This is a genomic window from Microbacterium mangrovi, from assembly GCF_000802305.1.
GTDB classification, from domain to species: Bacteria; Actinomycetota; Actinomycetes; order Actinomycetales; family Microbacteriaceae; genus Microbacterium; species Microbacterium mangrovi.
Genome location: NZ_JTDK01000004.1, coordinates 1 through 23,553, shown reverse-complemented (window position 1 = coordinate 23,553; position 23,553 = coordinate 1). Strand labels below are relative to the sequence as shown.

The following is a 23,553-nucleotide window of genomic DNA, read 5'->3' as shown; positions in this document are numbered from 1 at the left end:
GACTCATCAGAGACCTATGTCTCGACTCATCACATGGCGGAGGATGGGGGATTCGAACCCCCGAGGGGTTTCATCCCCAACACGCTTTCCAAGCGTGCGCCATAGGCCACTAGGCGAATCCTCCGGGTGGCCGGATGCCTCGACCCGGGGGTCGTGACGCACAGCCGTCGTCCATCCTACCGGGTGCTGGAGGGCTCCGATGACGCGGCCGCCGCGCTGCCGGGTCGCACCACCAAGGAGCGGGGGAAAAGCAGCGCCATGACACGGCGACCGCGGGGCACGGAGGATCGCAGGGCGCGGCGCACCGCGGCGGTGGATTCGGGCAGGGTGGCATCCGACCACGCCCACCGCAGCCGCTCGGGAGCGTACGACGCCCGTTCGATGTCGGAGACGAGCGTGTCGACGTCATCCTCGGGCGCGTCGTACTGCTGGATGAGCCGGTCGCCGAGCATTCGCGGAGAATCGCCCGGGGGCAGCGGGATGCGCAGATCGACCGCGAGCCGCAGCACGCTCGTCCACGCCGCCACCGGGTCGCCGTCGCGGATCGCGGCATCCTCCCGGCGCCGCCGGACCACGCCGACGAGGCCCGGGATCAACAGCACGATCACGATCAAACCGGCGGCGCCCCACCATCCGAACGACTGCGCCGACGGCCGGGCGCTCGAGCCGAGGGTCTCCGGGGCCAGGCGCGAGTTGCGGCCGCCCGACAGCGTCGACGACGACGGATGCGGCGACGGGGAGCCGTTGCGCGAGGCCGACGGGCCGCCCGCGGTGCTGTTGGCCTTCGGCACGAACGCGGTCGCGGTGCCGAGACTCTTGGTCGGCTCGAACGGAACCCAGCCGATGCCGCCGAAATACACCTCCGGCCAGGCGTGCAGCTGCGAACTGCGCACCGTGTAGATCGTGCTGCCGCCCACGCTCTGGTCGGTCGCCGTCCCGGGGAGGAACCCGATCACGATCCGCGACGTCATCCCGAGCTCGCGCGCCATCAGCGCGAACGCGGACGCGAAGTGCACGCAGTACCCCGACTTCACCTTGAGGAACTGGGCGACGGCATCCACCCCCGACGAATCGAAGCCGTGCGTCACGGGAGACTTCAGCGAGTAGGTGAAAAGCGGCCCGCGGAACCAGGACTGCAGCGCCTCGAGCTTGCCGTAGTCGGTGAGCTGCCCGGCGGTGACCCGATCAGCGAGTTGCTTGACGATCGCCGGCGTGCTCGCCGGCACCCCGTCGTCGCGGGGAACGTCGATCGTGGCGGATGCCGCTTCGATCTGCTCCAGCGTCGGCTGCGGGACCTCGGACTTGACCACGTATGACACGCCCGGCTCGGTCTGGGTGCCGAATCCGATGATGGTGCGGTTGCCGGGGACGAACCCCCAGCCGTCGGCCTCGTCGCTGAGCTCGACGGCGGGGAACGGCACCGGAAGGTACGTCGTGCGCAGTCGGTCGATCGTGATGCGCGTCGTCGTCTTCACCAGCTGGATGCCCGTCCCGACCGACACCGGCGTGAACTTCGAATCGCTCGTCCCCGCTCCGCCGTCGGTGAGCGCATTGCCGGAATCCTGCGACGACCGATGCAGGGGCGTCACGCCGTCGGGCGCATCGGGGGTCCAGATGGTGCCGGTGAACGACGACAGCGTCGCAACGCGCAGGTACGGCGCCGTCGGCGTGCTCGAGAGCACGGTCATCACCTGGACGTCCGACGGAAGGCGCAGGTCGGTGCCCAGATTCAGGGAACCGTCGATCGACACGGTGCCCGTGCCCGGCGTGCGGGTCACCGGTTCCGGAGCCGGGATGAGGGGCGCGATCGCGATCGCGGCGACCACCGCGATCCCGCCGATCGCGACCGTCGGGGCCGTGGTGCTGCCAGTCAGCGCGGCCGATCGGGGGCGAGTGCCCTTCGACAGGCTCAGGGCGCGGGACGGGCGGCCGGACTCGGCCCGCTCGGCGCGGACGTCGGCGCTCACGTGCAGCAGCCACAGCGCGGCGACCGCGAACGCGCCGAAGGTCAGCACGGTGAACGAGCTCGACACCGGGATGGCGGGGGTCACCGCGACGCCGATGAGCACCGCCAGGGCGAGCACCGGCATCCGGATGCTGGACATGAACAGGTCCACGACGATCACGACGAGCCCTGCGGTGCTGATCAGCACGGCCGTGGTCGCCGGGTTCGCATCGACGGGCGGAGCACTCGCCTGCAGCTGCGCGATGGTGCCGTCGACCAGCGACGACGCCTGGTCGATGGATGCCGCCGTGGGGACGATCACCAGGATGGCCGTGTCGGCGAGGAACAGCGCCGTGACGGCGAACAGCCACGCTGCGGCCTCGCAGACGATGACGAGCCACTCCGGCAGGCCCCGCCAGCGCAGCACGGCGCCGAGCGCCAGCAGCACGGCGCCGAGGAGCGTCGCCCCGAAGATCCAGCCGCCCGCCACCGCGGTCGACAGAGGCAGGAGCGCCGCGACCACCGCGGCGAGCGCCGACAGCGGCAGTAGCACGGCGTTGCTGACCCGCAGCCAGGGCGGCATCCGCATTCCGCGGCGCCGCAGCGGAGCGGTCGAGCGGGCCGGCACCGGCCGGGTCAGCGTGTCAGCCCCGGGCATCGCGCATCTCCCGGATGGCGATCGCGTCGTTCCACGCCGCCTGCAGGTCGTGGCCGGGGCCGATGTCGATGGTGCGCCAGCCGGCCTCCTCGGCGTCGTCCAGCGCGTCGGGGGTCGCGGCCACGGCGAGCAGCGCGGGAAGATCGGTGTGCCCGGGGAGGTGCAGGAGGGATGCCACCGCGGCCGCATCCAGGCGGCCGCCGACCACGACCACGGGGCCCGTGAGGGCTCCGCCCAGCGCCTCCATGACGCCGTCGAACGGGTTCGGACGGCTGCTCGGCCGGTTGCGGCAGGTGAGCGTCGCGGTCTGCGCCAGCAGGCGATCGACGGCCGGATTGTCGAATCCGGCGAGCTGATCGCACAGCGGCACGCCGTCGTCGTCGAGCACGTCGACCGCGTAGCCGTCCCGCACCAGTCGTGCCACCGCCGACATCGCCGCCGTCACGGCGATCTCGAACTCCTGGTCGGCCCCCGGCCGCGCCGCCGCCGTCGCCCACCGATCGGGGGAGCGGTCGATCACCACCGTGGCTTCCGGCGTGGCATCCTGCTCCTCCTGCCGCACCATCAGCATGTCGCGGTGCGCGGTCGCCCGCCAGTGGATGCGCCGCATCGAATCGCCCGGCACATAGCGGCGCGGCGTCAGGTTGTCGCTGCCCTGGCCGAGCCGGCTGGCACTGGCGTGCTGGATGCCGCCCACGTCGAGCGCGGCCCCGGCGACCGGACCGAGATCCACGATCGCGGGGGCGACGACGATGCGGGTGGGGGTTCCGGCGGTCACGCGGCGCCGGGCGAGCCCGTACGGGTCGGCGACGTCGAACACGAGCGGGCCGATGTACCGGATGCCGCGTTCGGTGGCCGTCACGTCGTACGGAAGCGTGAGGGTCTGCGCGGCGCCGCGCAGGCCCGACCCCAGGCCCCGCAGCGCCCCGCCGGCGTCGCCGGTGATGCCGGGCGGCAGTGTGTCGATCCAGCGGCCTGCCGCGGTCGGCAGCGTGGTGCGCACGGTCGCGAAGATCGTGACCCGCACCGGCATCCCGGCCCGGGCCACTTCGGGTTCGAGCGAGCGCGCCACGTGGGGCGCCCGCCGGGCCGGCAGCACGTACGCGAGGCACGCCAGGGGCAGCACGACCAGCAGCACGCCGAACCAGATGAGGGCGTCCAGGCCCACGGCGGCGGCCGCGATGAAGCAGCACAGCCCGAGCGCCAGCAGGGCGGTGCCCCGGAGCGTCAGCGGCCACCCCGGCGACATCAGCTCACCAGCCTGCGACCGGGACGGCGACCGCGTCGGCGATGCTCGTCAGGATGCCGGCGATCGCCTCGCCACCGGTGCGGGATCCGCCGGCGCTGCGCACCGGGATGAGCCGGTGCACGAAGACCGGGGCGAGCATGGCGCGCACATCGTCCGGGATGACGAACGCCCGTCCGTCGAGCGCCGCCCACACCTTCGCGGCCCGCACCAGCTGCAGCGTCGCCCGGGGGCTCGCACCGAGCCGCAGGTCGGGATGCTCGCGCGTGGCACGCGCCAGGGCCACCGCGTACTGCTCGATCGACGGCGACACGTGGATGCCGCGCGCCCACGCGATCAGGTCGGCGACGTCCGCCGAGGTCGCCACCGGCACGAGCCCGTCCAGAGGGCTCGCCGTCTGGCGCTGGCGCAGCATGAGCGCCTCGGACGCGGCATCCGGATACCCCATCGAGATGCGCATCATGAAGCGGTCGCGCTGCGCCTCGGGCAGCGGGTAGGTGCCCTCCATCTCGAACGGGTTCTGGGTCGCGACCACGAGGAACGGGTCGGGGAGCGCGTGAGTCGTGCCGTCGACGGTCACGTGCCGCTCCTCCATGGCCTCCAGCAGCGCCGACTGCGTCTTGGGGGAGGAGCGGTTGATCTCGTCGGCGATGACGAGGTTCGCGAACACGGCGCCCTGCTTGAACTCGAACTCGCGGCTGCCCGGGTCGAACACGCTCACCCCGGTGATGTCGCCGGGGAGCAGGTCGGGCGTGAACTGGATGCGCCGCACGGTGGCGTCGACGGATGCCGCGACCGCGCGCGCCAGCATCGTCTTGCCGACACCCGGCACGTCTTCGATAAGCAGATGCCCCTCGGCGAGGAGGCAGACGAGAGCGGCCCGGACAGCATCCGGCTTCCCGTCGATCACGCGCCCGACCGTGTCGGTGATCGCCGTGGTCAACTGGGCGAACGACTCGGCCGTGAGCGCACTGGTGGACGGGGCGGAGGCGACGTCGGTGCTCACCATCGAATCGTAACCCGCCGAGACATGCCTTAGACTGGTCACAGCTCTCCGCGAGGCGGCATCCAGGCCAACTCCCCCAGGACGGAAACGTAGCAAGGGTAACCAGGCTCTGCCGGGTTCGCGGAGAGTCTTTCTTTTCCCCGGGGGTCCTGGGCTTCGACAAGCTCAGCCCGCGAGACCTTGCGCCGGATCATCTCCTCTGCCCGCGCACAGCCTCGCCGCTCTAGGCTGAAGACGTGGCGCAGAGCATCTACATCACGTCCGCAGAAGGCCACTCGGGCAAGTCGAGCATCGCCCTGGGCGTGCTCGACACGCTCAGCCATGCGGCATCCCGGGTCGGCGTCTTCCGTCCCATCGCGAGGTCCACCGTCGAACCCGACTACGTGCTCGAGATGCTGCTCGCGCACGACGCCGTCGATCTCGACTACGACGAGTGCATCGGCGTGACCTACGACGACGTGCACGCCGACGCCGAGGCATCCCTCGCGACCATCGTCGAGCGGTACAAGGCGGTCGAGGCGAAATGCGACGCCGTCGTGATCCTCGGCAGCGACTTCACGGACGTCGCGAGCCCCGCCGAACTCGGCTACAACGCGCGCATCGCCGCGAACCTCGGGTCGCCGGTGCTCCTCGTGCTCGGCGGCCGCGCCGCGCAGGGCGACCACCAGGCGCTCGGCACGTCCGGGCCGCGCACCCCCGAAGAGATGAGCCAGACCGCGCGGCTGGCGATCGCCGAGCTGCGCAACCTCCGCGCCGACCTGCTCGCCGTGATCGCGAACCGCGCCGACCCGGAGCGGCTCGAAGACATCATCGCCGCGATCCGCCCGGCCGTCGGCGACGTGCCGGTTTGGGCCCTGCCCGAAGACCGGTTCCTCGTGGCACCGTCGATGCGGTCCGTGATGCGGACGCTGGGAGCGACCCTGATCAAGGGCGACCCCGAACTGCTCACGCGCGAGGTCCTCTCGATCGTCGTGGCCGCGATGTCGATGGAGAACATGCTGCCGCGCCTCAGCGAGAGCGCCGTCGTGGTGATCCCCGCCGACCGCACCGAACTGCTCCTGGCCGTGCTGCTCGCGCACCGGTCGGGCACGTTCCCGTCGCTGGCGGGCATCGTGCTCAACGGCCCCTTCCCGCTTCCGGATGCCGTGGAGCGCCTCATCTCGGGCCTCGGCTCCAGCCTGCCGATCCTCACCACCGACGGCGGCACCTACGAGACCGCGGTGCGCATCATGAGCGCCCGCGGGCGTCTCGCCGCCGACTCGCGCCGCCGCTACGACACGGCCCTGGCCCTGTTCGAGAAGCACGTGGACGCCGACGAGCTGGCGATGGCCCTCGGCCTGTCGCGCCCGTCGGTCGTGACCCCGCTCATGTTCGAGTACCAGCTGCTCGAGCGCGCCCGGTCCAACCGCCGGCACATCGTGCTTCCCGAGGGCGACGACGACCGCATCCTGCGGGCCGCCGCCACGGTGCTCGCGCGCGGCATCGCCGACCTCACGATCCTCGGCGAGGAGTTCGAGGTGCGCTCCCGCGCGATCGAGCTCGGCGTCGACATCCGCGCCGCCGAAGTGCTCTCGCCGTTCGACGCCGTCTACGTCGACAAGTTCGCCCGGGAGTACGAGCGGCTGCGCGCGCACAAGGGCGTCACCTATCGCCGCGCCGCCGACACGGTCACCGACGCCTCCTACTTCGGCACGCTCATGGTGCACATGGGCTTCGCCGACGGCATGGTCTCCGGCGCCGCGCACACCACCGCGCACACCATCCGGCCCGCGTTCGAGATCATCAAGACCCGGCCGGGCACGTCGGTCGTGTCGTCGGTGTTCCTCATGGCGCTCGCCGACCGGGTGCTGGTGTACGGCGACTGCGCCGTCATCCCCGACCCGACGGCCACGCAGCTGGCCGACATCGCGATCTCGTCCGCCGCGACCGCGCGCCAGTTCGGCATCGATCCGCGCGTGGCGATGCTCTCCTATTCGACGGGGGAGTCCGGAACGGGCGCCGACGTCGAGAAGGTGCGCGAGGCGACCGAGTTCGTCCGCGACCGCGCTCCGGACCTGCTCGTGGAGGGGCCGATCCAGTACGACGCCGCAGCGGATGCCGCCGTCGCCAAGACCAAGATGCCCGGCTCCACCGTGGCCGGGCGCGCCACGGTCTTCGTGTTCCCCGACCTGAACACGGGCAACAACACCTACAAGGCCGTGCAGCGGTCCGCCGGGGCCGTGGCGATCGGTCCGGTGCTGCAGGGCCTCAACCGCCCGATCAACGACCTCTCGCGCGGCGCGACCGTGGAAGACATCGTCAACACGATCGCGATCACGGCCATCCAGGCCCAGGAGGACGCGCGGTGACCACGGTCCTCGTGGTCAACAGCGGGTCGTCGTCCCTCAAGTACCAGCTGGTCGAGCCCGACGACGGCGCCGCCCTGGCATCCGGAATCGTGGAGCGCATCGGGCACGCCGTCCCCGACCACACGGCCGCGGTCGGGCTGATGCTCGAAGACATCGGCGACGTGCTGGCCGAGCATCCGCCCGTCGCCGTCGGGCATCGCGTGGTGCACGGCGGAAGCACGTTCGTGGCGCCGACGCTGATCACCGACGAGGTCGAACAGGACATCGAGGCGCTGTCGGTGCTCGCCCCGCTGCACAACCCTCCGGCGCTGCAGGGCATCCGCGCCGCGCGGGAGGCGTTCCCCGACCTGCCGCACGTCGCCGTCTTCGACACCGCGTTCCACCAGACGCTGCCGCCCGCGGCGTACACCTACGCGATCGACCGCGACGTCGCGCGGGAGCACGGCATCCGCCGGTACGGGTTCCACGGCACCTCGCACCAGTACGTCAGCGAACAGGCGGCGTCCTTCCTCGGACGCGACCTGGGCGACCTGAAGCAGATCGTGTTCCACCTCGGCAACGGGGCCTCCGTCGCCGCGATCGCCGGCGGGCGCTCGGTCGAGACCTCCATGGGTCTCACCCCGCTCGAGGGCCTCGTCATGGGCACGCGTTCGGGCGACGTCGATCCGGCGGCTCTGCTGCACCTGGCCCGCACCGCCGGGATGACCACCGACGACCTCGACGAGCTGCTCAACAGGCGCAGCGGGATGCTCGGCCTCACCGGCATGCAGGACATGCGCGACGTCAAGGAGCGCCGGGATGCCGGCGACCCGGACGCCGTCCTCGCCTTCGACGTATACGTGCACCGCCTGCGCGCCTACGCGGGCGCGTACATCGCCCAGCTCGGCGGCGTGGACGTCATCTCGTTCACCGCCGGCGTGGGCGAGAACGCGCCGAAGGTGCGCGCCGGAGCCATGGCGACCCTCGGATTCATGGGGGTCGAGATCGACGACGCCCGCAATGACGCCCCGAGCCGTGAGACGCGCGTCATCTCGACGGATGCCTCGTCGGTGACGGTGCTCGTCGTGCCGACCGACGAGGAGCTGGCCATCGCCCGCCAAGCCGTCGGCTTCGCCGCCTGAGTCGGCCGCGGGTGGCGCCCCGCGGGCCGGGGGTGCGGGGGATGAGGGTTGCTGAGCGAGCCGCCAGGCGAGACGAAGCGACCAGGGGTGGTTCTTCGTTTCGCTCGGGGACCGAGGGTGCGGAGACCTGGCAGATGTCGACGTTCTCGTTCATAATTTCGAGACTAGCACTTGTGCAATACGAATGCGCGGCGTAGTCTTGTGGCATGGCAGAGGTCACCGTCACTCATCTGGCACCGCTCGTGGAGGCGGTGCAGAGTGTGGATGCGGACTGGTTGTCGGCTTTGGGTGGCGGGTTTCCGTCGGCGGTGGTCGATGACGATGTGGAGGCGATGACCGATGCGGGCCTGCTGGCGGTGAATGAGGCGTTGGCGAGCGTGGGCCGTCGGGTGCAGGCGTTGCAGGCGCGCATCGCGCACGGGATCAGCCGACGGTCGGCCCGGGAACTGGGTGCGGATGGTCTGGCCCGGAAGGCGGGGTTCCGGTCGGCGGAGAAGCTGATCGCGGCGACCACGGGTGGTCATGTCGGGGACGCGAAGAAGCTGGTGCAGGTGGGGGATGCCACCGCGGGGCGGATGACGTTCAGTGGGGAACGCGCCCCCGCAAGGCACCCGCACGTCGCGACCGCGGTGGAGGCGGGGGTGTTGAGTGTGGCGTGTGCGGGCGCGATCACGACCCTGCTGGATCGGGTGGCGTGCCGCGCCGACCGGGCCCTGCTCGCGCAGGCGGAGCAGACTCTGGTGGAGCAGGCGGCCGGGTTGTCGCTGTCCGAGTTGCAGGTGGTGTTGCGGCGCGCGGAGGCGTGGTTGGATCCGGACGGGCTGGAACCGAAGATCGAGAATCTGCGGGATGCCCGGTTCTTGAGGATCTGGGAAGACCAGCACGGCATGATCAACCTCGACGGCCGATTGGACCCCGCCACCGGCGCCCCGATCAAAGCCGCCATCGACGCCCTGGTGACCGCGCAGATCCGCGCACTGCGCGGCCACAACCAGCCCGGTGGGAAATCGGGCACGCCCACCGAGGAGTCCGCTTCCGGTGACGGTGGTTGGTCGTGGGGTGGCGATGACGCCACCACCGCGGGTGGTACGGGGGAGGGAGTGGAGCGGCGCACGATCGTGCAACTGCAGGCCGACGCGCTGTCCGCTCTCGCGAAGCACGTCCTGGGGTGTGAGCAGACCGTGCTCCCGCTGGCATCCACGACCGTGGTGGTCCGGATCCCCCTGGACGCCCTCACCACCGGGACCGGGGTGGCGACCATCGACGGCCTCACCCAACCGGTCGACGCCGGCACCGCCCGCCGCATGGCGGCGGATGCGGAGATCATCCCGATCGTCCTCGGCGGCAAAAGCGAAGTCCTCGATTTCGGCAGGTCCCGACGCCTGTTCACCAAAGCGCAACGGATCGCGCTGGTCGAACGCGACGGCGGGTGCGCGAACTGCGCCGCCCCACCGGGCATGTGCGAAGCCCACCACTTGAACTGGTGGTCCGCGGGTGGCGCAACCGATCTGGACGACGGGATCCTGCTGTGCACCAGCTGCCACCACATGGTGCACGCCGAAGGGTGGGACATCCGCATCGATCACACCGGCGTCTGGTTCATCCCACCCGCCCACATCGACCCCGCCCGCACCCCCAGGCCCGGCGGCCGCCGACGACACGACTACCAACCCGCCGCGTAACCCCATGCCCACCGACCAGCCGGGGGTGCCCCCTTCGTCTCGCTACGCTCGCTCAGGGACCGGGCGCTCGCTCAGGGACCGAGGGTGGGTCGGAGCGATCGAGTGGATGGCTCCAGCCAGCTGGCATGTGCGGGCCGGGTCAGTGCGCGTAGCTGGTGTCGTTGACCGAGCGCACCGTCCAGGCGCCCTGAGTGAAGGTGAGCTTGTTCACGGCACCGTTGGCCAGGCCCTCGGCGGGAATCGCGGCGCCGAGCGACTCGAGGAAGCACGAGATCGACATGCCGCTCGAGACGGCCAGGACGGCGCCGCCGTAGCGCTGGGGCAGAGTGCGGGCGCTGGCCGCGGCGCTGAGAGCGTCGTTCATGCGCTGCGCCACCTGCGCCCAGGTCTCGGTCGGCAAGGCCGTGTCGGGGTTGGTGGCTCCGAACGCGTCGATGATGTCGGTGAGCGCCATGCTCTTCGCCGCGCCGAGCAGCACGGGGTATGCCTTCGACTGCTTCTCTCCCTCCCAGCCCCCATAGGCGACCTCGCGCAGACCGGCGACCCGAGTGGGGGTGAGCGTCGACCCGGCCGCGGCGAGGACGCCGGATGCTGTCGCGAAATGCCGCACCATGTCGGCCGAGTACGCGGCGTCGAATCCGCCGATCTCGGCGGCGAGGTTTCGCCCGATGGTCGCGGCCAGTGCGACGCCGGCGTCGGTGAGCGGCGAGTCCGACCAGCCCTGGATGCGGCCGGTCCGGTTGAGCCACGTCTGCCCGTGCCGCATGAGATACACGGTGACGGTGCGGTTCGGTTGCGCGCTCGCCAGGGGCGCGGCGTTCGCCGAGGCGGCGGTGCCGACGGCGATCGAGCCGGCCAGGGCGGCTCCGCCGAGCGAAAGCAGGGCGGTGCGGCGGGACATTTCGGTCATGGCATCTCCTTCGATGGGGGCCGGGATTGTTCCGGGATTCCCGAAAGCCTAGCGACGTTTGGTATTGCTGCTCGTGACATTCCGTCCCGAACTGTCCGGGCATCCGGACACTCGTCGAACGGGGTGGTGTGTGCCCGCTACGCTTTCCTTCGTGCCTCAGACAGAAGACCTGCGTACCTACGCGGGAGTGCTTTTCGACCTCGACGGCGTCATCACCCCCACGGCCGAGGTGCACATGCACGCGTGGGCGACGATGTTCGCCGAGCTCTTCGCCGAGTGGAACATCACCCCGCCCTACACCGAGGCCGACTACTTCACGCACCTGGACGGCAAGAAACGCTACGACGGGGTGGCGAGCGTGCTGCGCAGCCGCAACGTGGAGATCCCCTGGGGGGACCCCTCCGACCCGGTGACCGCCGACACCGTGTGCGGCATCGGCAACCGCAAGAACGTCTACTTCGAGCGGGCGCTCCAGGCCGACGGCATCACCGCGTACCCGGGTTCGCTGCGGCTGATCGACGCACTGGAGGCATCCGGAACGCCCATCGCCGTCGTCTCCAGCTCCAAGAACGCCGAGCAGGTGCTGGCGACCGCCGGCATCCGCGACCGGTTCCCGGTCGTGATGGACGGCGTCGTCGCCGAGACCGAGGGGCTGGCATCCAAACCCGCCCCCGACGTGTTCGCCCGCGCCGCCGAACTGCTCGGCGTCGACCCGGCACGCTCGGTCGCCGTGGAGGATGCCACCTCCGGCGTCGCCTCGGCAGCGGCCGCCGGCTACGGACTCATCGTCGGCGTCGACCGCGGGGCCGGGGCATCCGCCCTCCGCGACGCCGGCGCGCACCTGATCGTCTCCGACCTGGAGGAACTCGTCCCATGATCGATCGCGATCGCTTCCCCGTCGACCCGTGGCGGCTCACCGAGCGCGGCTATCGGCAGGAGGATGCCGGGGTCACCGAGACCCTGTTCGCCGTCGGCAACGGCTACCTCGGCCTGCGCGGCAATCACGTCGAAGGCCGCCACGCGCACGAGCACGGCACGTTCGTCAACGGGCTGCACGAGACGTTCCCGATCCGGCACGCCGAGCGCGCCTACGGGTTCGCCGAAGTCGGCCAGACGATCGTCAACGCGCCGGACGCGAAGGTGATGCGGGTCTACGTCGACGACGAGCCCCTGCAGCTGGAGACCGCCGACCTGCACGAGTACGAGCGCACCCTCGACATGCGCGACGGCGTGCTGCGCCGGCGGGTCCTCTGGGCGACGCCGTCCGGCAAGCGCGTGCGCATCGAGGACGAGCGGATGGTGTCGTTCACCGAGCGGCACCTCGCCGTGCTGCGCCTGACCGTCACGGTGCTCGACGGCAGTGCGCCGGTGACGATCAGCTGCCAGCTGCTCAACCGGCAGGACGGCGAAGACGTCTACGGCGGCGGCGTCCACACCGCCGGCTTCGACCCGCGCAAGGCGGAGACCTTCGAGCAGCGCGTGCTGCAGCCGGTGGAGTACTGGCAGGACGGCCGCCGTTCCGCGCTCAGCTACCGGGTCACGGATTCGGGCATGACGGTGGCGGTCGCCGCCGACCACTACCTCGAGACCGACAACCCGCACACGATGCGCAGCCTCGTCGAACCCGATATCGCCAAGAACGTGTTCCGGGTGCAGGCCGAGGCCGGCGTGCCGGTCACGATCACCAAGCTCGTGAGCTACCACACCTCCACCGGGGTTCCCGCGCCCGAGCTCATCGATCGCTGCCGGCGCACCCTCGATCGTGCTGGGACGACCGGCCCGGACGCCCTGTTCGCACAGCAGCGGGAATGGCTGGACCAGTTCTGGGAGCGGTCCGACGTCGTCATCGGCGGCCAGCCGGAGCTGCAGCAGGCCACCCGCTGGTGCCTGTTCCAGCTCGCCCAGGCGGCCGCGCGCGCGGACAGCCTCGGCGTGCCCGCGAAGGGCGTCACCGGATCGGGCTACAGCGGCCACTACTTCTGGGACACCGAGATCTACGTGCTGCCGTTCCTGGCGTACACGTCGCCGCTGTGGGCGCGCAACGCCCTGCGCATGCGCTCGATGATGCTGCCGGCCGCGCGCCGCCGGGCCGGGCAGCTGAACGAGGCCGGCGCGCTGTTCCCCTGGCGCACGATCAACGGCGAGGAGGCATCCGCCTACTACGCCGCCGGGACCGCCCAGTACCACATCAACGCCGACGTGTCCTTCGCCCTGGCGAAGTACGTCCGCGCCACGGGCGACACCGAATTCCTCTACCGCGAGGGCGTCGACATCGCGGTGGAGACCGCGCGTCTGTGGCGCACGCTCGGGTTCTGGCGGGTATCCGACGGCGTCGAGTCGTTCCACATCCACGGCGTCACCGGACCCGACGAGTACACCACGGTCGTCAACGACAACCTCTTCACCAACGTGATGGCGCGGTTCAACCTGCGCTTCGCCGCCCACACGGTGCGCGACATCGCCGAGGTGGACGGCGAGGTCTACCGGTCGATGGTCACCCGGCTCGGGCTCGAGGAGGACGAGCCGGATGCCTGGGACCGTGCCGCCGACGCGCTGCACATCCCGTACAGCGCGGCGCTCGGCATCCACCCGCAGGACGAGGTGTTCCTCGAGCGCGAAGTGTGGGACCTGGAGAGCACGCCGCCCGAGCAGCGCCCGCTGCTGCTGCACTTCCACCCCCTCGTCATCTACCGGTACCAGGTGCTCAAGCAGGCCGACGTGGTGCTGGCGCTGTTCCTGCAGGGCAACCACTTCACGCATGACGAGAAACTCGCGGACTTCGAGTACTACGACCCGCTGACCACCGGCGACTCCACGCTGTCCGCGGTCGTGCAGGCGATCCTCGCCGCCGAGGTCGGCTACCAGGACCTCGCCCGGCAGTACTTCGAGCAGTCGATCTTCGTCGACCTCGCCGACCTGCACCACAACGCGGCCGACGGGGTGCACGTGGCATCCGCGGGCGGCGTCTGGACCGCACTGGTCTCCGGATTCGGCGGCATGCGCGACCACTACGGCGAGCTCACGTTCGACCCTCGCCTCCCGATCGGCTGGGACGACCTGTCGTTCCGGATCGCCTGGCACGGGACGCCGGTCGTGGTCACAGTCTCGCCCGACGAGATCTCGTTCGAGGTCGGCGACGGCGTGGACGTGCCGCTCAGCGTGCGCGGCGTCGGGTACCGCGCGATCGCCGGTCAGACGCTGCGCGTCGCCCTCGACGGGCAGGGTCCGCGGTTCCCGGGGCGGCCCACGCGTGGCCCGCTCGCCGGCGCCCGTCGCGAGGACGGCACGCTGATTTCGGCATCCGTCCCGACGCTCACCGCGACGATCCCGATCATCGAGCTTCCCGAAGAGGGCTGAGCCCTGGCCGGCTCAGACGGCGGGCATCCCGCCGGCGCGACCTTCACTCGTCACGATGTGCGCGGCCGCGCGCGTTTCGTGACGAGTGGGCGGAGGGATGCCGGGCGCCCCGGCGTTCGGGTCGACACGGTGTGCGCGGTGGGGCGCGTTTTGTGACGAGTGAGCCGAGGAATGCGGGGCGCGTCGGTGTTCGCTCGTCGCGATGTGCGCGGCCGGATGCGCTTTGTGACGAGCGAGCGAGGCACGGGGGATGCGGCATCCCGCGTGCCTTCCGGAGTTCGCTCGTCACGATGTGCGCGGCCGGATGCGTTTCGTGACGAGCGAGCGCCGGCGCGAGTGAGCGAACGGCGCGAGCCGCCCTGGCCGGCTCAGCCGGCAGGGTGCAGCACCGTGATGCCGGCGGTGGGCATTCCGGATGCCGGTAGCAGCGCGGCGGCTTCGTCGAGGTCGACCGTGCGCGACAGCAGGCGCTCCGGGTCCACGACGCCCCGGCCGACGAGGTCGAGGAGCGCCGGGTAGTCGGCGGCGGGCATCCCGTGGCTGCCGAGCACGTCCAGCTCCCAGGCGAGCACGCGGCCGAGCGGGATCGCGGTGGCGGGGTCCTTGAGGAGGCCCACCTGCACGTGCCGGCCGCGGCGCCGCAGCGACAGGATCGCGGTGCTCGCGGTCTGCGCCGAGCCGACGGCATCCACCGTCGCGTGCGCGCCGCCGCCGGTCGCATCGGCGATGGCCTCGGGCACGTCGCCGGACGCGTCCAGCACGACCTCCGCGCCGAGCGCGGCCGCGAGGGCGCGGGCATCCGGCGAGGGGTCCACCGCGATGACCCGGGCGCCCAGGCCCGCGGCGATCTGCAGCGCGCTGAGCCCGACCCCGCCCGCGCCGAACACGGCGAGCCATTCGCCCGGCCGGATGCCTGCCCGTGCCGTCACCGCCCGGTACGCGGTGGCGAACCGGCATCCCAGCGAGGCCGCCGCGTCGTCGCCGATGGCGTCGGGCACGGCGACGAGGTTCAGGTCGGCGGCGCGCACGGCCACGAGTTCGGCGTGCGAGCCCCAGTGCGTGAACCCGGGCTGCGTCTGGTCGGGGCACACCTGCGCCTGACCGGACAGACACCACACGCAACGGCCGCAGCCGTTGACGAACGGCGTCGTCACGCGGTCGCCGACCCGCCAGTCGCGGACGCCGTCGCCGACCGCGACGATCTCACCCGCGAACTCGTGGCCCGGCACGTGCGGCAGGTGCACGCTGTCGTCGTGGCCGGCCCACGCGTGCCAGTCGCTGCGGCACAGTCCCGACGCGGTGACCCGCACGAGCGCGCCCCCGGCGGGCACCTCCGGGTCGGGCACGTCGGCGACGCGCACGTCGCCGCCGAAGGTCTCGTACAGCAGGGCTTTCATGGGTCCTCCGGGGTCAGGCCTTGAGCGCGCGGCACGCCAGGTGCACGGCGAGGCGGGTGTCGGGGTCGTCCAGGTCGAGGCCGAGCAGCTCCTGGGCGCGCTGGATGCGGGTGGACACCGTGTTGCGGTGCAGGCTCAGCGCGTCGGCGGTGGCGGCGATGGCCGACTCGTGGTCGAGGTAGGCGGTGAGGGTCTGCAGCAGCTCCGGACCGCGCGCCATGAGCGGCGCGAGCAGGGCGGATGCCGCCGGCACGAACGTGTCGCTCTCGGTCCAGGACAGCAGCAGCTGCTCGGCGCCGAGTCCCTCGATCGGCAGGAACCAGGTGGTGCGCGACCGGCTGCCGGCCAGGCGCGCGGCATCCGCCGCTTCCGCGAGCGTGCGGCCGAGTCCGTCGGCGCCGCTGCGCAGCGACCCGACGCCGGTGGCGATGTTGAACGACCGCCGCGTCTGCAGGTGCAGTTCGCGCAGCGCCTCGACGTATCCGGCGAGCTGGCGCGCATCCGGCGGGACCGGGAACGTCAGCCACCCGGTCACGCCGCGCCCGGCGGTGGTGACGTGCGTCTCCGCGTCGATCGAACCGAGCTCGCCGGCGACGGTGCGCACCAGCGGGAACGGGTCGATACGGCTGCGGCCGACGATCCGGAACCCCAGGTGGTAGCCGGCCGTGCGCCAGCCGCGCTCCAGCATCCGGCGCTCCACCTCGGTGTCGGGGGTGCCGCGCAGGTCCATGAAGTCGCGCAGCAGCGCCGAGGACACCGCGACGTCGTTCACCGCGGCGACCTCGTCGATGAGGATGCGCGCCGCGACGGCCGGCATCGCGATCTCCGCGGTGACCGCGAGCGAGTGCAGCTGCGCTTCGCCGAGCCCGTCCCCGAAGATCGCGAGGCGAAGGCCCGCGCGGGTGGGGCTGTCCACGCGGACGGATGCCGCGGCGCTGCGCTCGGTGCGGGCGATGTCGATCCACGGGCCGAAGTCGATGGCGGCGTGCAGGTCAGGGTCCAGGTGGTCGCCGGCTTCCTGCACGGTGCCGGCCGCGTCCACCAGCGCGACCCCGTACCCGAGGTTCGCGGCGAGGTGGGCGAGCAGGTCGCCGAGGTCGGCGGCGGAGTACTCGAACGAGCCGGCCACCTTGCGCACCTGGCCGAGGGTGAGGGCGTCGCGGGCCTCGAGCAGCATCCAGCAGGCGCGCGCCAGCTCGATCGGGCGTGCCACGTGCAGCAGCGCCAGCCCGAGCCGGTCGGCGAGGCGGCGGGTGCCCGCATCCAGCTCCGCCGCGCCGGGCAGTGCCAGGGCCGCGAACCCGCGGTCCCGCACCCGCCGCAGCAGGGCGTCGCGCTGCCACGACTCGACCGGGGGCGCCGTGGTGAGCACCGCCAGCATCCTCGTGCCGTCCGCCGCGAGATCCGGTTCGCCCGCCTCGACCGACACGTCGTCGAAGACGGCCTCCGCGGGGCCGGCGACGGGCCGCAGCCCGCCGTTCGCGGCGTGCGCGAGCAGGGCCGACAGCTGCAGTCCGGCGCCGGGCCGCGGGCTCATGCCGCCACGTCCAGACCGGCGAGTCCGTACGCGGAGGGTGCGACGCGGGCGAACCGCTCAGCCCGGGCCGCCCACCACGGCGACGCCGGCAGCTCGATCACGGCGATCGTCCGGGCGAGGGTCAGGTCGGTGACCTCCAGCACGTCGCGGGAGACGGCATCCAGCGCGACGAGCACGGAGGGGGCGGATGCCTGCACCTCGCCGTCGGTGACCACCGCGAGGGTCTCGGACCGGCACACCACCCGGTGCACCTCGCCGCGTGCCCCCGCCACTTCGACCGCATTCACGAACGGGTCGGCCTCCAGGGGCGCGACCGATGTGATCCGGCCGTCGACGAGGAGGCGGCCGCCGAGCGCTTCGGCGAGGTCGGGCAGGGGAGCGGTGCGGGCGTCCCGGAACGCGCGGCCGAGGTCCAGCGCGCGGCCGAGGTGCCCGGCGATCGCATGCTCGCGCAGGTCGCCGACGGTGAAGCCGCCGAGCACCGCGCAGCCGGCGCCGCCGGCCTGGATGATCGCCGACCGCACGACGTGCTCGACGTCGGCCGCCCGATCCGACTGCACGAGCGTCACACCGCCCGCGCCGGTGTCGCTCGCGAACACCAGACCCGGAACCCGGTCGACGAACAGCGACATCTGGTCGAGGCCGGGCACGGCGCGGCCGGTGCAGTCGGCATCCACGATCGTGCGGCCGGCCATCAGCAGCGGGGTGAGGCCGTTGATGCCGCCGCCCTCGATCGAGCACACCGCCGGGACGGGATGCCCGAGCCACCGCTCGATCGCGGCGACGAGCGGGCCGAAGGGATCGGCGGGGACGAGCTTCTCGGCGAGCAGCATGGTCGCACCCACGAACGCGGCCCCGAGGCACGGGGTCGCCGGATCGAGCTCGTCGAGGTCGGCGACGTCGATCGGCCAGTGCCCCGGATCGCGCAGCAGCAGCTCGACCATCGTGGTGGGCCCGCCGCCGCCCGAGCCGAGCAGCGAGTACCCGCGTGCGAGCGGCCCGAGGTCGTCGTGCGCGAGTCGGCGGGGCATGTGCTCAGCGTAGGCGGTCGTCCCGCGCTCAGCCGCGATGCTCCTCGACCGGCACGAACGGTTCGTCCAGGCCGAAAGCGCAGGGTCCGAAGGCGGCCAGCGCTTCCGGGGTGCGCATGAGCGCGGGCGTCGAGATGCCCAGCACCCGCACCCGCTGGCCGTAGCGCAGGCCCTCCGTGGTGATCGGCTCCGCGGTCTCGTGGTCGACGACGCAGATGAGGTCCGGAACGATCGCGACGACCCGGCCCTGGTGCACGGCGATGAGGTTCTCGTTCTGGAACCGGATCTCGAAGTCGCCGGCATCCCCGTCCATCGCGCTGATCCGGGCGCGGCCCCGTGCGAAGCCCTCGGTGGTGCGTCGCTCGACGTCGGTCACCTTGCCGGTGAACAGCTCCCGCACGTGCGGGTACAGGGTGGATGCCAGCGTGTCGGCGATCGCGGCGAACGGCGACCGCTTCGCTTCGCGGGCCTCCCGGATCGCCCGGCCGAGGGCGAGGGCCATCGACAGCGTGCGCGGCACCGCGGTGCGGCGGACGTCCGCCCCGCTCATCGCGTACTCGGCGATGTGCCCGACGCCGCCGAGACGGATCGTCACGCCGCGCGCGAGCCACTCCATCTGGCGGTCGTCGTCGCCGGTGTCGATGACGACCTTCTCGCCGCGCTCGCCGGCCAGGGCGAGGGGAGACCCGTGCACGCCGTAGACGGCGAACGTCTCCATCGACAGCTCCGGGAACGCCCGGCCCATGCCGTCGGCATCCACCACCGGCAGCCCGGTCTCGGCAGCGACCACCAGCGGGATCATCGAGTTGATGCCGCCGCATTCGATCGGCATCGTCGCGTCGGCCCGCCGGCCGAGGTGCTCCTCGAGGGTGCGCAGCGCCAGGGTCGGCTCGGTGCCGGCGGGGATCTTCTCGATCATCACCGTGGGAGCGCCCATCTGAGCGGTGGGGATGACGAAGAGGTCGTCGGTCAGCTCGTCGGGGTCGAGGATCGTGATCACCCCGTCGCCGAGAACCCGTTCGACGAGCATCTTGCCGATGTACGGATCGCCGCCGCCGCCCGTGCCGAGGAGGGTCGCGCCGCGGGCGAGGTCGGGCAGGTCGGATGCCCGCAGCTCCCAGCTCATGCCGGAACCGGGGCCGCGGCGACCGAGTGCTCGCCGGCGGACACGGTGCCGTATGACACCGTGCCGTTTGACACGGTGCCGTCGAACCGGTGCGGGGCGAGGTCGTAGCCGAAGTACGCCGGACCGACCATGTCCAGGGCCTCGGCGGAGTGCCAGCGCTCGTCGGCGGGGGCGGCGATCACCCGCACCCGCTGGCCGTACCGCAGTCCCTCGGTGGTGATCGGCTCGCCCGAGTCGGCCTCGACCACCATGATGAGGTCGGGGGTCGTCGCCATGATCTCGTCGCCGTGGCGGGCGATCAGATGCTCGTTCTGGAACTCGAGCTCCAGCGCGTCCGCGCCCTCGCCCTCGATGCGGGCGCGGCCGCGGGCGAACCCGGTGGTGGTGGCCCGCTGCACGTCGACGACCTTGCCGCCGAAGAGCTCCCGGCCGCCGAGCAGGTCGACGGTCGCCGCGACGGCATCCGTCTTGGCATCCCGCGCGGCCGCGATGCCGCGACCGATCTCGATGCAGTGCGACAGCGACCCGCCCACCAGCGACTCGCGCGCCTGGGCGCCGGTCATCGAGAAGCCGGAGATCATCACCGAGCAGCCCATCTCGACCGTGGCGACGCGGGCGATGCGCTCGGTCCACTTGTTGTCGACCGTCTGCAGCACGCCGACGTTGCCCTTCTCGTCGCCGAACGCGAGGGGGGATGCCGTCACGCCGTACAGCGTCGGCAGCACCATCTGCAGCTCGGGGAACGCCCGGCCCATGCCGTCGGCATCCACCAGCGGCAGGCCGAGGGCTGCTGCTGCGGCGATCGGGATCGTGGAGTTCACCCCGCCGACCTCGGCGCATGCGACGTGCGTCACGGGGCGTCCGAGGTAGGTGCCGAGGGCGTGCACGGGGGCCATGATCTCGTCGAGGCTGGGGAGCTTCTCGACCATGACGGTGGGGGCGCCCATCATCGCGACGGTGAGCACCAGGGCGTCTTCGGGGAGCTCGTCCAGGCCCACCGCGGTGACTGATCCGTCGCCGAGCGCCTGGCGGGCCAGGAGGGCGCCGATGTACGGGTCGCCGCCGCCGCCCGTGCCGAGGAGCGCGGCGCCGCGGGCGAGGTCGCCGATCTGGTCGGCGGTGATCGTCCAGGTCATCGTGCGCCTCCCATGTCGAGGTCGCCGACCGCCTTCGCGCGGATGCGGGTGGCGTTGCCGGGCAGGTAGGGGATCGGAACCTCGTCGAAGTCGACGATCGCCACGCTCGCGGGACGCGCGCCGGCGGCGACGGCCTTGTCGACGGCCTCCGCCCGCACGGCCGCGATCGTCTGGTCGCGCTTGCCGGGCTCGATGGCGTAGACCTTGTCGATCTCGCCGCCGACCTGGGCGATCGAGGCGCCGATCGCGTTCGCGACCGAGTAGTTCTCGGGCCGGTGCACGGCGCCGAACAGGGTCAGCTCGTCGGGCAGCAGGATCGAGCCGCCGCCGACCGCGACCACGGGGATCGGCTCGGGCGAGGTGCGCATGCGATCGACGGCTTCGGAGACGCGCTCGGCGATGCGGTCGAGCACGCGCTGCACGAGCTCCGGGTCGAGGTGCGCGACCTTGGCCGGGTCGCCGACGACGGCGCGGCCGGCGGCCACGGCGATGTCGGTCGCGGTGAGGGTCGAGCCGCCGAAGACGAGCGCCTCGGTGGTGAGACGGTAGCCGACCGACTCGGGGCCGGCTTCGCCGGTGTCCGGGTCGATGATGCTGCCGCCGCCGATGCCGAGCGACAGGACGTCCGGCATCCGGAAGTTGGTGCGGATCCCCGCCACCTTGACCTCGTTCGCCGTCTCCCGCGGGAAGCCGTTGATGAGCAGGCCCACGTCGGCGGTGGTGCCGCCCACATCGATCACCGCGCAGGTCTCCAGGCCGCTCGTGGCCGCAGCTCCCCGCATCGAGTTGGTCGGACCGGATGCGAACGTGGCCACCGGATAGCGGCGCACGAAGTCCTCGTCCATGAGCGTGCCGTCATTCTGGCTGAGGAAGATCGGCGCCGCGATGCCCTGCTTGCGCACGGCGGCGGTGAGGCCGTCGACGATCTCGGCGGCGAGCTCGCGCAGGGCCGCGTTGATGATGGTCGCGTTCTCGCGTTCGAGCAGGCCGATGCGGCCGATCTCGTGCGACAGCGAGATGGCGACGTCCGGTCCGAGCACGTCGCCGACGATCTCCGCGGCCTGCACCTCCAGGTCGTGGTTGACCGGGCTGAACACCGACGAGATGGCCACGGAACGGATGCCGTTCGCCTTCATGTCGGCCGCGTGCGCGCGCAGCTCCGCGGGGTCGAGGGGCGAGATCGGCCGGCCGTCGAACTCGTACCCGCCGTGGGCGAGGTAGCTGCGCGCCTCGATCGCGGCGGTGAGGTTCTCCGGCCAGTCCACCAGCGGCGGAAGGGCGCGTGTGGCCGGCAGGCCGAGCCGCAGGGCGGCGGTGGGGGCGAGCCGCTGCGCCTGCACGAGCGCGTTGATGAAGTGCGTCGTGCCGATCATGACCGCGTCGATGTCGGCGCCTTCGAACGGGTGGCCCGCGCGGAGGTCCTCGATGGCCTGCACGATGCCGCTGGTGACATCCGGCGTGGTGGAGTGCTTGACCCCGGCCAGTGTCGTCGTGCCGTCCATCAGCACGGCATCCGTGTTGGTGCCGCCGACGTCGATTCCGATGTGCATGGTTCTCGCTTTCTCGGGAGGAAGGGGGTCAGGCTTCGACCGGCGTGGTGGGCTCGGGGGCGGTCTGCTGGCGGGTCTGTGCCGATCCGACGCCGCGCACCCAGCCGAGCTTGCCGGCGACGATGTAGAGGATCATCGCGAGGAAGAGACTGATCAGGGAGGGAATGCCCCACGTGATGAAGTAGCCGGCGAGGGCCGAGGCGACCCAGATCACGATCGTCGCGGGGACGATGCGCGGAGCCGTGGCCGGGAGGGATCCGTCTTCACGGCTGGCATCCAGCTCGCGCCGCCACACCTTCACGATGAAGTACTCCGCGATCATGATGCCCGCGATCGGCGGGAACGCGACGCTCAGGATGATGAGGAAGTCGGTGAACTTGCCGAGGATGCCGGCCGCGGCGAGGATCGTGCCGATCACGCCCAGCACGATCGTGGTGTTGCGCCGGTGGAGGTTGCGGCCGAACGTCGTCGACACGAAGTTCACGACGCCGAGCGCGGACGAGTAGAGGTTCCAGTCGTTGATCTTCAGGGTGCCGGTGATGACGATGATGAGGCCGACGAATCCGATCGAGCTCGTCACGATCGCGACGATGTCGCCGGTGCCCGCGGCGTGCGCCAGGAGCACGCCGGCCATGCCGATCATGAACTCGCCGAGGGTGACGCCCAGCACGGTCTGCTTCACGACATCCGCCCGCGAGCGGTTGAAGCGGGTCATGTCGCTGGTGATGATCGCCCCGACGATGAGGCCGCCCGCGACGATGCCGGTCGCCGCCCACACGGTGATGTGCGGCCCGGGAGGAGCGCTGGTCATGAGCTCGCCGACGTTGTGCTTGGACAGCTCGGAGATGACCGACCAGCCCACCAGCACGAGGAACAGCGGCACGGTGATGTTGGCGAGCCACTGCATCCCGACGAACCCGAACGCGACGATCGCGGTCACGGCCAGGCCGAAGATGAGGCTCCAGGCCCAGACCGGCATGGCGCCGGGCATCAGGGCGTCGAGCGACTGCGCGGAGATCGCGGACTGGATGCCGAACCAGCCGATGAGGCTGATGCCGATCGCGAGTCCGACGAGGGATGCGCCGATCTCGCCGAAGCCGGTCCAGCGGGCGAGCAGGGCCGTGTTCAGGCCCTCCTTCTGGCCGATGAAGCCGACGATGCACATGATCACCTCGAGGATGACCGAGCCGAGGAGGAACGCGAGGGCGGCCTCGCCGAAGGTCAGGCTGTAGCCGAGGGTGGCGCCGAGCAGGAACTGGGAGAGCGCGGACACCTGGCCGAATCGCTGCACGGCGATGCCGAACCAGGGGCGGCGCGCGTCGACGGTGACGCGCGAGAGCGGGAAGTCGTCCGCTTGGGCGATGCGGGACATCGAAGTTTCCTTCCGAAGGGGGTCTTGCGACGAAGATAGGACGCTGTTCCGAGGTTTGCCATGTGCGATGTGCACTGATTCAGGTGCCGGTTGTGCGGGATGCACAGTTGGGCGGGGCGGGGCGGGGCGGG

General features: G+C 71.6%; 16 protein-coding genes, 1 tRNA gene and 1 other RNA gene. 6 read left to right on the top strand and 12 right to left on the bottom strand.

Going from position 1 to position 23,553, the window contains the following annotated elements; translation table 11 throughout:
- Positions 1-34: 34 nt before the first annotated feature.
- From LK09_RS03500 to LK09_RS03485, 4 genes are all read right to left on the bottom strand, one after another.
- Positions 35-124, bottom strand: a tRNA-Ser gene (locus tag LK09_RS03500).
- A gap of 52 nt (positions 125-176) precedes the next feature.
- Positions 177-2,603, bottom strand: a complete 2,427-nt coding sequence (locus LK09_RS03495; protein ID WP_052226380.1) for a transglutaminase family protein — start codon at positions 2,601-2,603, stop codon at positions 177-179.
- Positions 2,590-3,852: a DUF58 domain-containing protein gene (locus LK09_RS03490; protein WP_039396053.1), complete on the bottom strand. Its 1,263-nt coding sequence runs from the start codon at positions 3,850-3,852 to the stop codon at positions 2,590-2,592. Before LK09_RS03490 ends, LK09_RS03495 begins: the two co-directional genes overlap by 14 nt.
- 4 nt (positions 3,853-3,856) lie before the next feature.
- On the bottom strand, positions 3,857-4,858 hold the full coding sequence (locus tag LK09_RS03485; protein WP_039396050.1) for an AAA family ATPase: 1,002 nt from the start codon (positions 4,856-4,858) through the stop codon (positions 3,857-3,859).
- 36 nt (positions 4,859-4,894) lie between these two features.
- Here LK09_RS03485 and ffs point away from each other — a divergent pair.
- The 4 genes from ffs (at position 4,895) to LK09_RS03470 (ending at position 10,006) form a co-directional block, all read left to right on the top strand.
- Positions 4,895-4,991: signal recognition particle sRNA small type (gene ffs, locus LK09_RS21045), an RNA gene on the top strand.
- A 100-nt stretch (positions 4,992-5,091) separates the two neighbouring features.
- Entirely contained in the window at positions 5,092-7,203 is a 2,112-nt protein-coding gene (pta, locus tag LK09_RS03480) for a phosphate acetyltransferase (RefSeq protein ID WP_039396047.1), read from the top strand.
- Entirely contained in the window at positions 7,200-8,324 is a 1,125-nt protein-coding gene (locus LK09_RS03475; protein ID WP_039396044.1) for an acetate/propionate family kinase, read from the top strand. Before pta ends, LK09_RS03475 begins: the two co-directional genes overlap by 4 nt.
- Positions 8,325-8,530: 206 nt before the next feature.
- Positions 8,531-10,006: an HNH endonuclease signature motif containing protein gene (locus LK09_RS03470; protein WP_052226379.1), complete on the top strand. Its 1,476-nt coding sequence runs from the start codon at positions 8,531-8,533 to the stop codon at positions 10,004-10,006.
- Positions 10,007-10,145: 139 nt separating this feature from the next.
- Here the strand turns inward: LK09_RS03470 and LK09_RS03465 are convergent, their stop codons facing one another.
- Positions 10,146-10,916 (bottom strand): histidine phosphatase family protein, encoded by a 771-nt coding sequence (locus tag LK09_RS03465; RefSeq protein WP_039396043.1) that lies wholly within the window; start codon positions 10,914-10,916, stop codon positions 10,146-10,148.
- 151 nt (positions 10,917-11,067) lie between these two features.
- Between LK09_RS03465 and LK09_RS03460 the strand changes: the two genes are divergently transcribed.
- Both LK09_RS03460 and LK09_RS03455 read left to right on the top strand, forming a co-directional pair.
- Positions 11,068-11,793: a beta-phosphoglucomutase family hydrolase gene (locus LK09_RS03460; protein ID WP_039396041.1), complete on the top strand. Its 726-nt coding sequence runs from the start codon at positions 11,068-11,070 to the stop codon at positions 11,791-11,793.
- Positions 11,790-14,273 (top strand): glycoside hydrolase family 65 protein, encoded by a 2,484-nt coding sequence (locus tag LK09_RS03455; RefSeq protein WP_039396039.1) that lies wholly within the window; start codon positions 11,790-11,792, stop codon positions 14,271-14,273. Before LK09_RS03460 ends, LK09_RS03455 begins: the two co-directional genes overlap by 4 nt.
- A gap of 368 nt (positions 14,274-14,641) precedes the next feature.
- Here LK09_RS03455 and LK09_RS03450 read toward each other — a convergent pair whose 3' ends face one another.
- The 7 genes from LK09_RS03450 to LK09_RS03420 are packed head-to-tail and all read right to left on the bottom strand — an operon-like array spanning position 14,642 to position 23,422.
- Entirely contained in the window at positions 14,642-15,670 is a 1,029-nt protein-coding gene (locus LK09_RS03450) for a zinc-binding dehydrogenase (RefSeq protein WP_039396036.1), read from the bottom strand.
- Between the two features lie 13 nt (positions 15,671-15,683).
- Positions 15,684-17,207, bottom strand: coding sequence for a helix-turn-helix domain-containing protein (locus tag LK09_RS03445; protein WP_039396033.1), 1,524 nt, complete (start codon positions 17,205-17,207; stop codon positions 15,684-15,686).
- A complete protein-coding gene (locus tag LK09_RS03440) occupies positions 17,204-18,238 on the bottom strand; it encodes an S-methyl thiohydantoin desulfurase domain-containing protein (RefSeq protein ID WP_039396030.1) in 1,035 nt (344 codons plus the stop codon). The genes LK09_RS03445 and LK09_RS03440 overlap by 4 nt, the downstream gene beginning before the upstream one ends.
- A gap of 28 nt (positions 18,239-18,266) precedes the next feature.
- On the bottom strand, positions 18,267-19,364 hold the full coding sequence (locus LK09_RS03435; protein WP_039396027.1) for a DUF917 domain-containing protein: 1,098 nt from the start codon (positions 19,362-19,364) through the stop codon (positions 18,267-18,269).
- A complete protein-coding gene (locus tag LK09_RS03430; RefSeq protein ID WP_052226378.1) occupies positions 19,361-20,500 on the bottom strand; it encodes a DUF917 domain-containing protein in 1,140 nt (379 codons plus the stop codon). The genes LK09_RS03435 and LK09_RS03430 overlap by 4 nt, the downstream gene beginning before the upstream one ends.
- A complete protein-coding gene (locus tag LK09_RS03425) occupies positions 20,497-22,050 on the bottom strand; it encodes a hydantoinase/oxoprolinase N-terminal domain-containing protein (protein WP_039396024.1) in 1,554 nt (517 codons plus the stop codon). Before LK09_RS03425 ends, LK09_RS03430 begins: the two co-directional genes overlap by 4 nt.
- 28 nt (positions 22,051-22,078) lie before the next feature.
- Positions 22,079-23,422, bottom strand: coding sequence for a purine-cytosine permease family protein (locus LK09_RS03420; RefSeq protein ID WP_039396021.1), 1,344 nt, complete (start codon positions 23,420-23,422; stop codon positions 22,079-22,081).
- Positions 23,423-23,553 lie beyond the last annotated feature (131 nt).

Coding starts and splice junctions, on each gene's coding strand:
- LK09_RS03445 (WP_039396033.1), bottom strand. CDS start 17,207: ATGAGCCCGCGGCCCGGCGCCGGACTGCAGCTGTCGGCCCTGCTCGCG.
- LK09_RS03425 (WP_039396024.1), bottom strand. CDS start 22,050: ATGCACATCGGAATCGACGTCGGCGGCACCAACACGGATGCCGTGCTG.
- LK09_RS03455 (WP_039396039.1), top strand. CDS start 11,790: ATGATCGATCGCGATCGCTTCCCCGTCGACCCGTGGCGGCTCACCGAG.
- LK09_RS03485 (WP_039396050.1), bottom strand. CDS start 4,858: ATGGTGAGCACCGACGTCGCCTCCGCCCCGTCCACCAGTGCGCTCACG.
- LK09_RS03430 (WP_052226378.1), bottom strand. CDS start 20,500: ATGACCTGGACGATCACCGCCGACCAGATCGGCGACCTCGCCCGCGGC.
- LK09_RS03490 (WP_039396053.1), bottom strand. CDS start 3,852: ATGTCGCCGGGGTGGCCGCTGACGCTCCGGGGCACCGCCCTGCTGGCG.
- LK09_RS03470 (WP_052226379.1), top strand. CDS start 8,531: ATGGCAGAGGTCACCGTCACTCATCTGGCACCGCTCGTGGAGGCGGTG.
- LK09_RS03440 (WP_039396030.1), bottom strand. CDS start 18,238: ATGCCCCGCCGACTCGCGCACGACGACCTCGGGCCGCTCGCACGCGGG.
- LK09_RS03420 (WP_039396021.1), bottom strand. CDS start 23,422: ATGTCCCGCATCGCCCAAGCGGACGACTTCCCGCTCTCGCGCGTCACC.
- LK09_RS03465 (WP_039396043.1), bottom strand. CDS start 10,916: ATGACCGAAATGTCCCGCCGCACCGCCCTGCTTTCGCTCGGCGGAGCC.
- LK09_RS03495 (WP_052226380.1), bottom strand. CDS start 2,603: ATGCCCGGGGCTGACACGCTGACCCGGCCGGTGCCGGCCCGCTCGACC.
- LK09_RS03435 (WP_039396027.1), bottom strand. CDS start 19,364: ATGAGCTGGGAGCTGCGGGCATCCGACCTGCCCGACCTCGCCCGCGGC.
- LK09_RS03450 (WP_039396036.1), bottom strand. CDS start 15,670: ATGAAAGCCCTGCTGTACGAGACCTTCGGCGGCGACGTGCGCGTCGCC.